Raw genomic sequence first — 16578 nt, 5'->3', positions numbered from 1 at the left:
GGAGAAAAGCGGGCAAGTATTGCGCTTGCATAAGATCAGACCGGCACTGAATCGGTTTGTTCCAAGAAATAAAAAAAAAATTTTGCTTGCTTGCAGCGGATGGTTCTGGGAGAACCAACCAGCTGAATTGGCAAAAAAAACCCCGATGGCTGGGGGAGAGCCGATCGGGGTAATTTACCGGTTCTTGGGGGGAACCGGATTCGGTTACCGCTCAGGGAGAAAAGCGGTCAAGCTCCGCGCTTGTATAAGGTCAGACCACGACCCTGGCTGGCGAGTTCCCGATCTCGGCGATTTATTTTCGACGGTCCGCTCAAGCCACTCTTAAGCTGACGCCATTAGAACCGCTGGACAAGAAAAACCCCGACGGCGCGGGGGAACGCCGTCGGGGCAAGTACTCCGGTTCTTGGGGGGAAACCGGATATTGATTACCGCTCAGGGAGAAAAGCGGTTGAGCATCGTAACGCTCATGGAAGGTCAGACCCGGCGTTTACCGCCGAGTTCCCGATATTCGAAAAAAAATTTAAACCGCATTCCGAGCTCAGTGCGCCTGCTGCCAGTTGGCCGCAATGCCGGCCTCTGCAAGCAAGGGCACATCAAGTTTTGCGACCGCGCCCATGCGCTGACTTATCGCCTTGCCGAGGCGCTCGGCTTCGGCATCGGGTACTTCGAAGACCAACTCGTCATGCACCTGCATGATCATGCGCGCCGGTTCGCCCGTGTCGCGCAGCCAGGCATCGACCTCGATCATCGCCTTCTTGATCAAATCCGCTGCGGTGCCTTGTAGCGGCGCGTTGATCGCCGCACGTTCAGCGCCCTGCCGGCGCGCACCGTTGCGCGCATTGATGTCGGGCAGATACAGGCGGCGCCCGTACAGCGTTTCGACATAGCCCTCGGCCTTGGCGAGCTTACGCGTTTCATCCATGTATCGGCGCACGCCCGCAAAGCGCTCGAAGAAACGGTCGATATAGGCGCCCGCCTCTTCGCGCGAGGTTTCCAGCTGCTTGGCCAGGCCGAACGCCGACATGCCGTACATGAGGCCGAAGTTGATCGCCTTGGCCGCGCGACGCTGGTCGGTACTGACCTCGTCCAGCGGCGTATCGAACACTTCTGATGCGGTCGCCGAGTGAATATCGCGCTCTTCGTTGAAGGCAGCCAACAGCCCGGGGTCGCCGGAGAGATGCGCCATGATGCGCAGCTCGATCTGCGAATAGTCGACAGCCAGAATCTGGTGGCCTTCCGGCGCGATAAAGGCTTCGCGGATACGCCGGCCGGACTCTGTACGGATCGGAATGTTCTGCAGGTTCGGGTCCGACGAGGACAGTCGCCCCGTCGCCGCCACAGCCTGGTGATAGGAGGTATGAATACGCCCTGTCTTCGGGTTGATCTGCGTAGGCAGCTTCTCGGCATAGGTCGAGCGCAGCTTGGAGAGTTCGCGCCACGAAACGATCAGCGCCGGCAGTTCGTGCTGATCGGCCAGTTCACGCAGCACGTCTTCCGCGGTCGACGGCGCGCCCTTGGGTGTCTTGCGAATGACCGGCAGTTCCAGCCGATCAAAGAGAATATCCTTGAGCTGGGTCGGCGAGCCGAGATTGAATTCCCCGCCTGCCGCGTCGAACGCCTGGGTCTGAATTTCAGCCATGCGCTCGGCCATTTCCTGGCTCACCCGGCCGAGCATGGCGCGATCAACCAGCACGCCGTTGGCTTCCACGCGTGCAAGCACCGGCATGAGTGGCATCTCGATCTCTTCATAGAGTGCTTTCAGGCGCGGGCTCTCCGCCAGTTCGCCGTAAAGGCGATGATGCAGCTGCAGGGTGATATCGGCATCTTCAGCGGCATAGGGCGTGGCTTCTTCCAGCGATACCTGGTTGAAGGTGATCTGCTTGGCCCCTTTGCCGGCTACCTCTTCAAACTTGGTAGTGCTGCGTTCGAGATACTTCTGGGCCAGCGAATCCATATCGTGGCGCGTGGCCGTGCTGTTGAGCACATAGGATTCGAGCATGGTGTCGTGATCGGCACCGCGCACATCAATGCCGTGACGGCGCAATACGTTGATGTCGTACTTGATGTGCTGCCCGAGCTTGGCGATGTCGGGGTTTTCCAGCGCACCGCGCACACGCTCGATAACCGTGGCCATCGGCAGCTGTTGCGGCGCGCCCATGTAGTCGTGTCCGACCGGGACATACCAGGCCTCGCCGGGCTCTACCGCAAACGACAAACCGACGAGGTTCGACTGCATCGCCGAGAGAGCATCGGTTTCGGTATCCACGCAAATCAGCTCGGCGGCCTCGAGTTTGGCCATCATGGCCTCAAGGGCGTCTTCGTCGCGCACTTCGTGGTAATGCGTTTCGGCCGGGGCGGCCGGCACATCAGCATCGGGTTGTTCGGCCGGTGCGTCCAGGTCTTCCAGAAACTGGTGGAATTCGTAGCCGCGATAGAGATCGCTGAGCGCGCGAATATCGGCCTCGCGGCGCGTCAACGCTTCGCCGACCGAGCCCAGGTCGAGATCGCAACGGATCGTGGCCAGATCTTTGTACAGCGGCAAATCGTCGAGCGCGGCACGCAGGTTATCCGCAACCTTGCCGCCGATTTCGCCAGCATGCGCGATCACGCCATCGAGGCCATCGTACTGCAACAACCACTTCGCGGCCGTCTTGGGCCCGACCTTGGCCACGCCCGGGATGTTGTCGGAACTATCGCCCACCAGCGCGAGATAATCGGTGATCAGTTCGGGGCCGACGCCAAATTTTTCATGCACGCGGGCGACGTCGGTGCGTCTGTCCTGCATGGTATCGAGCAGGTTCACGCGCTCGTTGACCAGCTGGGCCATATCCTTGTCGCCGGTCACGATCAGAACCTCACCGGCGTCGCGGGTGGCGAGCGTTCCGATCACGTCGTCGGCCTCGACGCCGTCGACCTGCAACAGCGGCAGCCCGAGTGCCGTCACCACATCGCGAATGCCCGCGAACTGAGCCGACAGTTCCTCGGGCACCGGCGGGCGATTGGCCTTGTAGTCGGCAAACAGGTCATTACGGAAGGTCGGGCCGCGCGGGTCAAAGACCACGACGATTCGGTCGGCCTCGTATTCGCGCAGGAACTTGCGCAGCATGTTGGTCATGCCGTAGATCGCGCCGGTAGGCTCGCCGGCCGCGTTGGTGAGCGGCGGCAGCACGTGATACGCACGATACAGCCAAGACGACCCATCGATGAGAATCAACGGGCCGCGCGGCGTAGTCGAAGCATCGTTCGTGGCAGAAGAGTCGACAGGATCGGACATGGCAGCAACCGGGCAATAGATTGGCCGGCGCCAATGTTTCGCGCCAACCGTAAATGACAATCGATCCGCAGATTAACGCAGATAGCAACGAATTAAGACCCATGCACGCCGGCGCGCCTAGGATAAAGCCATCACGGATAAAGGCATCACCGATGACGCCGATTAACGCAACGCTTTACGAGGGGTCGTCGGCGCCGGGCAAACTCGATTCGGTGGATAACTGACTTGAAACCGACCCGATGCGACTGGCCCATTCGCAATCACACAAACGGCAACCGTTTTTCACCGCGCATGAGATCAGCCACGGTCTCGCGGGCGCGGACTTCGTGGGGAATATCGCCGTCGACCATGATCTCCGCCACGCGCGGACGTGCGTTGTAACTCGAGGCCATGGTGAAACCGTAGGCGCCAGCACTGCGCACAGCGAGCAGATCGTTCGCCGCGAGCGCCAGTTCGCGGCCGTGGCCGAGAAAGTCGCCGGTTTCACAGATCGGGCCGACGATCTCCCAGGCACGCGCTTGCGTATCGCCGCGAGGCGCGACGGCTACAATCTCGTGCCAGCCATCGTAGAGCGCGGGCCGCAGCAGGTCGTTCATGGCCGCATCGACAACGGCAAAGTGCTTGTCGTCCTCGGACTGGCCAGGCTTGAGCAATTCCACGCGTGTGAGAAGCACCCCGGCATTGCCGACCAACACACGGCCTGGCTCGAACACAAGTTTGAGATCGCGATCGGCCACTAGGTCGCGGATATTTTCGGCATAGGCCGCCGGCGAGGGCGGCGTTTCATCGCGATAGCGAATACCCAGACCACCGCCGACATCGAGATGATCGATCACGATATCGCGCTCGGCGAGGCGGTCGATCAGCGCCAGGACTCGCTTGACGGCATCGCGAAACGGCGCCAGCTGGGTCAGCTGCGAGCCGATATGGCAATCCACACCGCGAATCATGAGTCCGGGCATCTCGGCTGCACGCGCGTAGAGGGCTTCGGCCCGCGCAATATCCACCCCGAACTTGTTCTCTTTCAGGCCCGTGGCGATATAGGGATGGGTTTGCGCATCCACATCGGGATTCACCCGCAACGACACGGGTGCGGTCTTGCCCACGCGTTGGGCAATAGCATCGAGTCGCTCCAACTCGGCCTCGGACTCGACATTAAAGCAGGCGATGCCGACTTCCAACGCGCGCTCGATCTCATCGACCCGCTTGCCGACGCCGGAAAAGACGATTTTGGCCGGGTCGCCGCCCGCGGTGATGACGCGTTCGAGTTCGCCAACCGAAACGATATCGAAACCGCTGCCCAAATCAGCCAACAGCCCCAGCACCCCGATGTTGCCGTTCGCTTTAACGGCAAAACAGATTTCGTGATCGATGCCGGCAAGCGCTTCATCAAAAACGCGATAATGACGCGCAATGGTCGCCGCACTATAGACATAGCAAGGCGTGCCGAAGCGTTCAGCGATCTCGGGCAGCGCGACGCCCTCGGCGCAGAGCACGCCGTCGCGATATTCGAAATAGTCCATGACTAGGGCGTATCGACGCGGTTGTCGGTAGCTTCGGAGCTGTCGGCAGACGACGGCTTGCTGCTGTCTTGGGCCGCGTCATCATCCATACCGAACGGGCCATCGGTCTGCGACTCGGGCGCGTCGCCCGGCAGATACAAGGGGCCGGTCTGACCGCAACCGCCCAGCACGACCGTCAACACCGCCAACAGCAGTGCACTCGAAAGCGCCTTCATCATCGCTCGCCACCGTGAATTGAGCGCTTAGTCTAGGGCCTGTTGTGGTTTCGTGCGACATCGCGTGCGCATGCCATCCACGAGTCGCGGCCTGATCGCAGTCTCACGTAAGCAGCGGCGCGCCCGTACAAGCAGGCTGCGCCGCGTGCCCGTCGTTTTAGCTTTCCCCGCCCATATGTTCGGCCAGAAAGCGCAGGTGGTCTTCCATGAAGCTGGCGATGAAGAAGTAGCTGTGGTCGTAGCCCTCGCGCCGATGCACGGTAACGTTGGCGCCGACTTTGTCGGCCGCTTCTTCGAGCCGGTGCGGGTGCAGCTGTTCGTCGAGGAAATTATCGGCCAGGCCCTGTTCCACACGTATCGGCGGCAGCGCCTCCGGGTTGTCCGCGTTGGCGAGCAGATAACTGGCGTCATAGGCATACCAGTCCTGTTTGTCGTCGCCGATATACTTCGGGAACGCCTTGTGGCCCCAAGGCACCTCGGTCGGCGCACAAATCGGCGAGAACGCCGAGATAGCCGCAAATCGATCGATATTGCGCAAGCCGATCACCAGCGCGCCGTGACCGCCCATCGAATGGCCGAAGATCGCTTCGCGCGACAGATCCAAGGTCGTGCCGAACTCGTCGGCCAACAGGCTCGGCAGTTCTTTCACGACATAGTCGTACATCTGATAGTGCGTTGCCCAGGGCTCTTCGGTGGCATTCACATAAAAGCCGGCGCCCTTACCCATGTCGTAGCTGTCTTCGTCGGCGACGTCATCGCCGCGCGGGCTGGTATCCGGGGCGACGATGGCAATGCCCAATTCAGCGGCGACTCGCTGCGCACCCGCCTTGTTGACGAAATTTTCGTCGGTACAGGTCAGGCCCGACAGCCAGTAGACCACCGGAACACGCCGGGTATCGGCCAGCGGCGGCAGATACAGCGCGAAGGTCATATCGCAATTGCAGACCTTCGAGGCATGGGTATAGCGGCGCTGCACGCCGCCAAACGAGCGATGTTCGTCAATTTTTTCCATCGTGGACTCCACGGAAAGTCGAGAAAGTCGTGCCAATCCAAAACGACATCGCCGGGGTGTCGTGATCGGCACCCCGGCGACATCGGTCCATACACGCGATTCTAGAAGTGCAGAACCGAACGGATGGCCTTGCCTTCGTGCAACAGATCGAACGCTTCGTTGATCTTTTCAAACGGCAGATCATGGGTGACGAAGTCGTCGATATTGATTTCGCCGTTCATGTAACGATTCACGTAATCCGGCAACTGGGTACGGCCCTTGACGCCGCCGAAGGCGGAGCCACGCCATACGCGGCCGGTCACCAGCTGGAACGGGCGGGTGGAAATCTCTTCGCCCGCACCGGCCACGCCGATGATGGTGGATTCGCCCCAGCCCTTGTGCGCGCATTCCAGCGCGGCACGCATGATGTTGACGTTGCCGATGCACTCGAAGGAGTAATCGACACCGCCGTCGGTCAGTTCGATGATGACCTGCTGGATCGGGTCGTCGTAGTCCTTCGGGTTCACACACTCGGTGGCACCCAACTGCTTGGCGAACTCGAATTTCGACGGGTTGATATCAATCGCGATAATGCGGCTGGCATTGGCCATGCGCGCACCCTGAATCACCGCCAGACCGATAGCACCCAAGCCGAACACGGCAACGGTCGAGCCTTCCTCGACTTTGGCGGTGTTGAACACCGCGCCGATACCGGTGGTAATGCCACAGCCCAACAGGCAGACCTTGTCCAGCGGCGCTTCCTTACTCACCTTGGCCAGCGAGACTTCCGGCACCACCGTATATTCGGAGAACGTCGACGTGCCCATGTAGTGATACAGCTCGGTGCCATCCTTGGAGAACCGCGTGGTGCCATCCGGCATCAGGCCCTGGCCCTGCGTGTCGCGGACCGCGCCACAGAGGTTGGTCTTGCCGGATTTACAGAACTTGCACTCGCCGCATTCGGCGGTATAGAGCGGAATCACGTGATCGCCCGGCGAAACGCTGGTCACGCCTTCGCCGACTTCTTCGACCACGCCACCACCTTCGTGACCCAGAATACGAGGGAAAAAACCTTCCGGGTCGGCCCCCGACAGGGTAAAGGCATCGGTATGGCAGACCCCGGTCGCCACAATCCGTACCAGCACCTCGCCGGCTTTCGGCGGCGCGACATCGATCTCTTCCAGCGTCAGCGGCTTGCCTGCTTCCCAGGCCACGGCGGCACGACTTTTCATGGCGTTTCCTCGCTATGTGATGAATCCGCAGATTCATTCTTGTATAAAACACAGATATCGGAGTCTAGCGCATTGATCTGGCTTATACGCAAGCAAAGAATTCCTTGCGCCCGAAGCCGCGGCTGGCCAGACTTCGCGTTCTCGTTTGCTCATCTGCGCGATAAAGCATGCTCGACTGTATCGAGATCGAACCGAAAACCACCGCCCGCGCCAGCGTGATCTGGCTGCATGGACTGGGCGCCGACGGCAACGACTTTGTGCCGATCGTCGACGAACTGGGGCTTGGCGCCGACCACGGCATCCGTTTCGTGTTTCCCAACGCCAAGCCACGCCCGGTGACCATCAACAATGGCATGACCATGCGTGCCTGGTACGACATCAAGGGCATGGCGATCGCCGACAAGCAGGATGCCGAGGGCATTCGCGACAGCGCAGCCGAAATCGAACAGCTCATCGCACGCGAGGCCGAACGCGGTGTCGCGCCCGAATCCATCGTGATCGCCGGCTTTTCCCAGGGCGGCGCGATCGCGCTGCATACCGGCGTGCGCCACGCCGATCGGCTGGCCGGCATTATGGGGCTATCGACCTATCTCCCGCTGGCGGACAGCCTGGCGACAGAGGCCAGCGACGCCAATCGCGCCACGCCGGTACTGATGGCCCACGGCAGCCAGGACCCGGTGGTGCCGGCGCAACTTGGCCAGGCCAGCCGCGATCAACTGCTCGATGCCGGCTACGATGTCGCCTGGCACGAATATCCGATGCAGCATCAGGTTTGTATGCCCCAGATCGCGACCATTGGCCGCTGGTTGGGCGAGCGTTTGTTGTAATGATCGAAACGCTGCAGGGCTTTATTGCCGATTTTGGCGCATTCGCGGTCGCCATCGGCTGCCTGTTCGAAGGCGAAACCGCGATTCTTCTGGGTGTGTTCGGTGCCCATCGGGGCTGGTTCTCGCTGGAAAGCGTGGTGATCGCTGCAACGCTTGCCACCATTCTCGGCGACAACCTGTGCTTTCATATCGGCCGGCGCATGGGCCGACCGGCACTGGATCGACGCCCTGGCTGGCAGCCCAAGATCGCGCGCGTCGAACGTCTGCTCGAACGCTACGGCGCACCGGTGATGATCGGTTTCCGCTTTCTCTACGGGCTGCGTTATGTGACCCCGTTTCTGCTGGGCTCGCTTGGCGTTTCGCCGCTCCGGTTCTTTCTGCTGGCAAGCCTGGGCACCGTGCTGTGGGTCGGCACTGTCACCTTCGTCGGCGTCCATCTCGCCGGCGCAATCGAGCACGCGCTTGCGCATATCCAGGATGTAGAAAAGATTCTGGTCGCTATCGTGCTCGTCGGCGCCGGTCTTGGCGTTGCCATTTACTGGATGCGCCGTAGCCTGACCGCCCAGCGCTGAATGCGCCGGCGGTTAGCCTGCCGGTACGCCGCTTATCAACGATCGATCGAATAGATCAGATCACCGCCGGTGGATACGCTGCTCGACTGGGTTTCCAGCCGCCAGCGTGAACTGAGCGTATAGCGTAGCGACAGCGTCGACACCGGGTTGAACAGGCCGATGCCATAGCTGACGTACAGCTTGGGCGAGAGATACTTGCCCACCTTGAACGCCGCGTTATCACTGGACTCGCCCGCACCGGCGCCGATGCCGATATCGTCAACGCCGAGACGATCGCCCACGTTTTCCAGCGTCTGGTTAGCCCGATTGTTGCCGAGCGCGAGCGCAGCACGTGCCACCAGGCTGGACTGCTGGCTATTGGCGCCATCGAGCGGCCGGCCCAACAATAACCAAGATAACTGTTCGGACTGGCCCATCGCCGGCTCGGAAAACAGAGTCAGGCGCGGAGTTTCCACACTGCCACGCACTTCCACGCCCACGGTGACATCCTCGGCCGGATAACGCGCCGCGCGGATATCCAGACCGGGCTCGCTTACCGGGCCACCGGCAAACAGAATCCGGCCTTCCTGAATATCGAGATTCTGGCCATAGGCGCGGTACGCCCCGTCGACAATCTGGATTTCGCCGGTGCCGGTGGTCACATCACCCGGTTGTTGGACCACACGCAGGTCGCCGGTGAGGTTCGCACTCAGGCCGAAGCCTTCGATGCTGACCTTGTCGCCGAGAATCACCTGCACATCGGCATGGATTGCCCGGGTTATGGCCTCGGTCGCCGCGTCGGGCTGCTCGTCTGTGACGATCACCTGATCGCCGGATACGGTCGTCACGCCGGATGCCGGCAGATCGCGCGGCGTTATCGAGGCCTGCGGCACAGTGACGCTGCCTTCGACATCGACACGTGTAGGCGTCACCGAGACTTTTAGATCCGGGCTGATATAAGCCGTGGCGTCGGGAATATTCACAACCTGGAAACGTTCGCCACGAATCGCCAGATCGACGTCCTGGCCGTCGTCGTTAAGCGCGATCGCACCGTTGGCCGTGAGCGTTCCGCCGCCCGATTTGGCGGTTGCGTCGATATCGATCGCATCGCCACGCCCGGTCGCCCCCAGGCGCAGGTCGGTTAGTACCAGACCGGGCGTGACCAGTACGACACGCGAGGCATTCAAGGCGATATCGCCAAGCACGGTCGGGCGCGCGATCGTGCCGCCCAGATCGAGTTCACCGGTGATCCTGCCGTCGAACTGGTCAACTTCGGGCGAAAGTTTCTCGATGACCGACAAGCGCTGGATATCCAGATTCACCGACCCGTTGAGCGCGCGCTCGGTCAACGGCGCAGCGCCGGGTGCGACCGCGACATCGGCCTTTATGCCACCGGTACGCCCCAGTGGCAGGTCGACGGCAGCGTCTAGCGCCGAGCGCTGCATACGCAGCGTGAGGGTACCCGGCTCCATATCCACGATACGCACCACGCTTTCGTCGGGCTGAGTCATGGATACGCTGCCGGCGCTGGTGTTCAGGCGGGCATCGACGTCGGGATCGCCGCCGGCCGGCATGCTCGCATCGATGGTGCCGGACACCGAACCATCGATATCCAGACCTTCGGGAAAATAGATCCGCGCATAGTCGTAGGCAAAATCCGACAGGTCGATATGGGCCGTGCTGACGCGATCATTGTGCCGACCGCGCAAGCAGACTCGCGCATCGCCCGATGTCAGACAGGCATTTTCGATCGACTGACTATTCGCAGATACCGCACCGCTCGCTGTCGTGGCCAGTGTCCAGGGCGCGAGTTCGCCATACGCTGCCTTGAGTTGCTTTAGCGAGTACCGCCAACTCATCGTTTTCTTGTTGAGCGCGCCGTCGAGGCCGATATCCGCAGTCGCGATGTCGGAATCCACGTTCGCGGTAATCGAGTGGGCAGCGGGCGTGCCGTTCATGCGCAAGTCGACGCTATCGATCGCCTGGCCGCCGGCATTCACGCCGGCGATATCGAGCACCACATTGGACCGGCTGTTGCCGGACCAGTCGACCCTGGCAGTCAGATCGGCACGCGCAACACGATTATCGTCGACTGCAATATTGCGGGCTGCGAGCGTGGCATCGACATTCGGTGCCGCGACCCGGCCCTTGACGGTACCGCGGCTCTGCAACGAGCCTGCCAATGTCGGCCACGCGGTGGACAGATCGCTGGAATCGATCGTCCAGCGTCCATCGAGCACCGCATCCGGCGTCCAGCCGAAACGGCCGCTGATCTTGGCATCGGTGGCACCGGAGACGAGATCGAAGCGATCCACGAGCACGTGGTCACCCAGATACTGGGCCTTGGCATCCAGGCGCAACGGCTGACGGCGCAAACTGCCGCGTGCGGTGAGCTTATCGATATGGGCAACAACCTGTTCGCCGTCCTGCTTCGCGCGGACATCGGCGACAAGATTGAAATCGCCCGGTACATCCGCCACCACGGCACCCGGATTGATATGTTCACCGTCCAGATGAGCCGTGACATCCAGCGCCGGCGCCCAGCGAATCGCGGCATTGCCGCTGATATCGCCCGGGCCGCCGCTGATATCGAGCCTGGTCAACTCGAAGGCTTCCATACTGCCGCGCCCGTCGAGGCTGAGCTTGCCCTCGGTCTGGCCCACCACCTGCCAGGCCAGATTCGTGGCCAGTTCGTAGTCGGTCATCTCGCCGGTCAGGCGCACGGTACCGGACCCGGAACGATAGTCGGGTGTGCCGGACAGCGGCCACTGGAGATCGGCCCAGTCGACCGACAGATCCATCGCGTTACCTTCGGCCAGCGCGACCTGCCCCTTTGCTTCCAGCGTACCGGCTATATCCGGGCTGGACAGGTTCAGACGATCGATGACCACGGTATCGCCGGTATAACGTAAGGCGCTGGTCAATGCCGCGCGGCCATAGTCGGCGCTATCGGCATCGACATCGAGGTTCACATCGAGCGCTTCGATTGGGCCTTTGGCGCCGATGGTGGCGGTGACACCAGCCTGGGGAAGATCCTCGCGTATGGCCGGCAGGCGCGTGTTGTCGAGCCTGAGCGTGGCATCGAGAGCCAGATTGTCCAGTGCGTCGGTCACACGGCCGTCGAGCGTGACGTTGTAAGGGGCGGCGACTTGTACGCGTACACCAAGGTCGGTCAGGTCGCCCTCGATTTCACCGTCGACCTCGACCGGCGCGAGATCGGGCAGGCGCAGCGCGGCGTTGAGCGACAGATTCGTGGCATAGCCACCACGGGGGTTGAGCCGTGCCTGTGCATCCACATCAAACATCGGGCCATGACCGGTGAGCGATTCGATACGCCAGCTTTCGTCGTCCAGGCGGGCATTGGCCAGGCGCGCGGTATCGACAACGAACGGCTCGGCGTCCGGTGCCGTTGTGGCAGCAATATCGTCTAGCGCTACGTTATCGATCTGAACCGTCACCGGCAGATCGATCGCGTCCGGCAGGCTGAACGGTTCGGCGGGTTCTTCCGGTTCGGGTTCCGGCGTATCGACGACCTTCGTGACTTCGTAGTTCACGCCGCGCACGGCGAGATTGCGCACATGCACGGTCGCCGACAGCAGCTCACTGGCCGTCCAATCCAGATCCGCCGCATTGACCGACAGATTCATGGTTTCGGCTTCGACTCGCACGCCGCGTACTTCCAGCGGGCCGATCAGCCGCCCCTCGACGCTGGCTACTTCGATGCCGTCGGGCAAGCGCGGGCCGATCTGACCCCAGGCGAAATTCAAGCCGCTGCGCGTCGTTGCCACCCAGGCGATCAGGCCCACGAGCACAATGACAAGCACCAACAGAACGAGCAGCGTCCATTTGACGATACGCCGGACCCGCGAGCGTTTCTTCGGGGCCGCGCCTTTGTCGTCGCCGTTCGCTTTACCTTGCTCGGGCTGGGCGTTGTCGTCGTGTTCGCTCAAAGGTCGGGGCCAAGGCTGAAGTGAATACGGAAATCGCTGTCCTCGTCATCCAGCGGATGAGCCAGATCGAGGCGGATCTGGCCAACCGGCGACGCCCAACGAAAGCCAATGCCCACACCGCGCTTGAGATCGAAGCTTGTGGTGTTGGCGACATCGCCCACGTCGAAGAACGCGGCAACGCCATAGTCCTTGTAGACCTTGTAATCGGCTTCAACGCTGCCGACGGCAAGGTAACGGCCGCCGATATTATCGCCGTCCTGATTTTCCGGGCTGATCTGCTGATAACCGTAGCCACGCACGGTGCGGTCGCCGCCGGTGAAAAAACGCTGCGAGGGTGGCAGTTCGTCGAAATCGTCGACCTCGATTGCCCCGAACTGGCTGCGTAGCAACAGGCGTGATTTCGACGTGAGCGGCAGCACCGCGTTCCCGGTGAGCTTGGCCTGGACAAAATCCACGCTCGAGGCCAGCGATTCGCTGCCGCCATGCACGTCCAGTGACGCGCTCACGCCCTTGCGCGTATTGAGCAGGTCGTCGGCTTTCTGCAGCGTGATGGTGTAGCCCGGATAGAGCAGCGTGGCCGTGCGATCGCCCACGTCGTCGCCCAGATCGTAGGTTTCGCGCTCGAGATTGATATAGGCACGCTTGCGTCCAAGCGACCAACCCGTATCGCGTACTGCGCCGATACCGTAGTTGATCGAGGTGATATCGCCGAAATCCTCGTTGGCGACGTTCGCGGTAAAGCTGAGCTTGTCCTCGGCGACGTTGGCAATCGGGATATCGTAGGAAGCCTGCAATGCCTGCTGGACCGCAGACAGACGCAGATCGCTACGAAACTGATGGCCGCGCTTGTTGAGGTGGCGGAACTTCACACCCAAGCCCACCCGCGGGCCGGTGTCCGTGCCATAGCCGCCCGAAATCTGGTAGCTCTGGGGTTTGCTCGGTTCGGCGGTCACAGCCACCGGCACTTGGAGCCGGCCGATACTGATGAGCGGATCATCCGGCGGGTAGAGGATATCGAACAACCAATCGCCGATTGGGGCTTCGCGTTCGGCCTGACCCCGCTCGGCCTGGATCGCGATCTTGTTGAAATAATCGGTATCGGACAGGATCAGTTGCAGATCGACCAGACGCTCCGCATCGAACGGTTCGCCCGCCTTGAACGGCACGAAACGACGTACGAAATCGTCATTGAGTACGTCCTGATCGAACGTCACATCACCGAAGTAGTAGCGCTCGCCGGTATCGAGTACCAGATCGATGGCCGCCGTATTGTTGTCAGGGCGCACGCGAATCGCGGCCTGGCTGAAACGTGCATCGAGATAGCCGGCTTCATAGGCTGCGGTATAGAGCGCGTTCTTGGTCGCCGTGTATTGCGAATGGATCAAGCGCTTGCCGGTCGCGAGCTTACTGGCGCGAAGCGCTTCCCTGATCTCGGCCAATTCATCGCCCGGCCCGCGTACGCCGAGGTTGAGCGCGGTGACCTTCGTCTGCGGCCCGCGATCAATACGAAAGGTGACCTGCCAGGTATCGTCATCGCCGGCCGGCTCGTTAAGCGTTTGCTCGATGCCCGGGTTGTAATAGCCGTAAGGCGCGAGCGCTGCCTTTATTTCGTTGGGCGCCAGACGATACAAGCGGCGAATCTTACCGGCCGACCAAGGCGCCTCGTGCTTGGCGGCCACCGATAGCGAGTTGCGTACATTGGCAAGCAACGGATCATTGATGCCGTCGATATTGACGTTGACCGTATCCGCCACGGCCGGGCGCACGAGTACGCCGGCGAGCACGATCACCACGACCAGCGGCAGATGCCGCCGCTTGAAGAATCTGCGATAGCGCTCGATCACGTTGCTTGAATTTCCCCCCCAGTGATTCGCATGTCGCCGCGACAAAGCCCCCAAGGCAACCACGGTCGCCGGCCCAAGCACGTAGATACGTCGTACGTAGGTTACCGTAAACGCACCGCGCGATATGCAAACGGCCAGCCACTTGGCGCTTGAATTACTCTACGCGCCCGCGCGATCGTATCGATTCAATCGGCACGTGCCGGGCCATCAAAATTGTCGATCGCCAGCGCCGTGCAATCGTCCACGCCTTCGATACCGAGCACACGGGTATAGAACGCGCGCTCGGACTCGATCGCGGTACGGATATTGGCGGCGTCGCGAAAACCGTGCCGCTCGTCGGCGAACACGACATAAGCCACAGGCACGCCGCGCTCGCGCAAGGCCTCGGCCATGGTCTCGGCCTGATCAGGGGGGACAACCTTGTCCTTGAGCCCCTGCAGGAACAGTACCGGGCAGGACAGCCGCTCGGCATGGGCCAACGGCGAGCGCTCGGTCAGCAACGCATCATCCGCGCCGATCAGCCGATGCAGATAACGCGACTCGAACTTGTGCGTCGATGCCATCAGACGGCGCAGATCGCCGATGCCGTAATAACTGGCGCCCGCCGCCGCTACGTCGGTAAAGGTAAGCACGCACAACACGGTATAGCCCCCCGCACTGCTACCGGAAATAAGTACGCGTTCCCCGTCGACCAGGCCCCGCTCGGTGAGATACCGCGCGCCGTATTCACAGTCGGCGACATCGGCCACGCCCCAGGCATCGGTGAGCTTCTGGCGATAGGTACGCCCGTAACCCGTGCTGCCGCGATAATTCACGTCCAGCAGTGCGTAGCCGCGCGAAGTCCAGTATTGAATACGCGCATCGAGCGCGGTGCTGGTCGCGCCGGTCGGCCCGCCGTGACATTTAAGGATCAGCGGCGGCCGTTCATTTTCCAAGCCGCGATACACATGGCTCGTCGGCGCATAGAACAGCCCGTGCGCGGTATCGCCATCGGCGGTCGGCCAGTTCATCGGTTCGGGGGTGGCCAGCGCCGTATCAGCCGGTAGGCCGTCTGTGGCGCGCAGCACGCGTGGCGTCCTGTCTCGATCGATGGCGACAAGCTGTTTGGGCGTACGCGCATCGGCGGCGACAACCACCACCTCGTCGCCCATCGCCTGTAGCTGTTCGTAGAAATCCCATGCCAGCGGCCAGGGCATGAATTCGCCGGAGTGTTGATCGACTTCACCGAGCCGCCAGGTGCCATCCTTCGTGGCCATGGCGATAAGCCGTCCATCGTCGGTGAAGCTATAGGTGCTTTGACCGAACACCCATTGCGGCACGCCGAATTCGGCGCATTCGCGGGTCAGCGGCTCAAAGGTACCCGTCTCTTGTTCGCGGTAGAGATTCCACCATTCATTCTCGTCGCAGACGATATGCAGCCGGCCCGTCGGGTCGAAACGCGGGCCGAACAACGAAACATCGGTCGGCGCCCACAGGCATTGCGGCGTGCCGGGGATGCCATCCGCATCGATCTCGGTCTGCCAGAGCTCGGTCGCATCCCAGGGCATATCGGGATGATTCCAAGCCAGCCACACCAGGCGTTCGCTGTCAGCGCAAAGACGCAGGCTGGCATAGAAGTCGTGGCCTTCGGCGACGACACCGCGTGTGCCATCGGCGGCCACGATTTCGATGGAGGCTTTGGGTTCCCCACCCTCTAACGGGGTTTCGGCGACCACGAATAGCCGATCATGGCGCGCATCATATTGCAGATCCGCGAACCGAACGTCGTCTTCGACAGACGTGACGGCCTCGATCTTGCCGTCGGTATTGCGTCGGTAGATTGCCTGATCGGCGGCGTTCACAAACCAGACGATCCCCGCGTGTACTTCAAAGGCGCCGCCCCCATACTCATGCACGGCGCTGCGTGCGCTCAGCGGCGCATCGAGTAGCGAGATTGCATCACCGTTGTCATCCAGACGCATGACCGTGTTGCGCCCGGCCTCATCCGGACGGCTTTCGATCCAGCACAGCGTAGGCCTACCGGCGGCCGTATCGATTCGCACATCGCTGAGCTTGCGCCCGGCAGCAGCCACATGATCGGCGGTGATGTCCGACGGCCAACTACCGTAGGGCCGTTGTTCGCGCGGGTCGGTTTCAGACGTACTCGTCATGACAACTCTATCCCTCCAAAG

9 protein-coding genes and 1 pseudogene are annotated in these 16578 nt (G+C 61.6%); 2 read left to right on the top strand and 8 right to left on the bottom strand.

All coding sequences use genetic code 11. The features are described 5' to 3' along the window. Window positions 1-538 precede the first annotated feature (538 nt). From polA to SSPSH_RS02080, 5 genes and pseudogenes are all read right to left on the bottom strand, one after another. A complete protein-coding gene (gene polA / locus SSPSH_RS02100) occupies window positions 539-3274 on the bottom strand; it encodes a DNA polymerase I (protein ID WP_006914407.1) in 2736 nt (911 codons plus the stop codon). A gap of 260 nt (window positions 3275-3534) precedes the next feature. Then, window positions 3535-4797 carry a diaminopimelate decarboxylase gene (gene lysA / locus SSPSH_RS02095; protein ID WP_006914408.1) on the bottom strand — a complete coding sequence of 421 codons (1263 nt, stop codon included), beginning with the start codon at window positions 4795-4797 and terminating at the stop codon, window positions 3535-3537. 107 nt (window positions 4798-4904) lie between these two features. Continuing rightward, window positions 4905-5012: pseudogene (gene lptM / locus SSPSH_RS19815) on the bottom strand (LPS translocon maturation chaperone LptM); the annotation flags it as partial. Between the two features lie 157 nt (window positions 5013-5169). Next, complete coding sequence (gene fghA, locus SSPSH_RS02085; RefSeq protein WP_006914410.1) at window positions 5170-6024, bottom strand: S-formylglutathione hydrolase; 855 nt, start codon at window positions 6022-6024, stop codon at window positions 5170-5172. Window positions 6025-6125: 101 nt separating this feature from the next. Next, entirely contained in the window at window positions 6126-7235 is a 1110-nt protein-coding gene (locus tag SSPSH_RS02080; RefSeq protein WP_006914411.1) for an S-(hydroxymethyl)glutathione dehydrogenase/class III alcohol dehydrogenase, read from the bottom strand. Window positions 7236-7402: 167 nt separating this feature from the next. Here SSPSH_RS02080 and SSPSH_RS02075 point away from each other — a divergent pair, with 167 nt between their 5' ends. Together SSPSH_RS02075 and SSPSH_RS02070 are read left to right on the top strand one after the other, a co-directional pair. After that, complete coding sequence (locus SSPSH_RS02075; RefSeq protein WP_006914412.1) at window positions 7403-8062, top strand: alpha/beta hydrolase; 660 nt, start codon at window positions 7403-7405, stop codon at window positions 8060-8062. Beyond that, on the top strand, window positions 8062-8634 hold the full coding sequence (locus SSPSH_RS02070; protein WP_006914413.1) for a DedA family protein: 573 nt from the start codon (window positions 8062-8064) through the stop codon (window positions 8632-8634). The genes SSPSH_RS02075 and SSPSH_RS02070 overlap by 1 nt, the downstream gene beginning before the upstream one ends. 35 nt (window positions 8635-8669) lie before the next feature. Here the strand turns inward: SSPSH_RS02070 and SSPSH_RS02065 are convergent, their stop codons facing one another. The 3 genes from SSPSH_RS02065 to SSPSH_RS02055 all read right to left on the bottom strand — a co-directional run bounded on the left by SSPSH_RS02065 (window position 8670) and on the right by SSPSH_RS02055 (window position 16557). Continuing rightward, window positions 8670-12563 carry a translocation/assembly module TamB domain-containing protein gene (locus tag SSPSH_RS02065; RefSeq protein ID WP_006914414.1) on the bottom strand — a complete coding sequence of 1298 codons (3894 nt, stop codon included), beginning with the start codon at window positions 12561-12563 and terminating at the stop codon, window positions 8670-8672. Then, on the bottom strand, window positions 12560-14407 hold the full coding sequence (locus SSPSH_RS02060; protein WP_006914415.1) for an autotransporter assembly complex protein TamA: 1848 nt from the start codon (window positions 14405-14407) through the stop codon (window positions 12560-12562). The genes SSPSH_RS02065 and SSPSH_RS02060 overlap by 4 nt, the downstream gene beginning before the upstream one ends. 185 nt (window positions 14408-14592) lie before the next feature. Further along, window positions 14593-16557 (bottom strand): alpha/beta hydrolase family protein, encoded by a 1965-nt coding sequence (locus SSPSH_RS02055; protein WP_006914416.1) that lies wholly within the window; start codon window positions 16555-16557, stop codon window positions 14593-14595. Window positions 16558-16578: the final 21 nt, after the last annotated feature.

It is taken from the genome of Salinisphaera shabanensis E1L3A (assembly GCF_000215955.2).
Lineage (GTDB): Bacteria > Pseudomonadota > Gammaproteobacteria > Nevskiales > Salinisphaeraceae > Salinisphaera > Salinisphaera shabanensis.
Note: the sequence above shows the minus strand (reverse complement) of the source record. Positions and strands in the feature narration are given on the sequence as shown.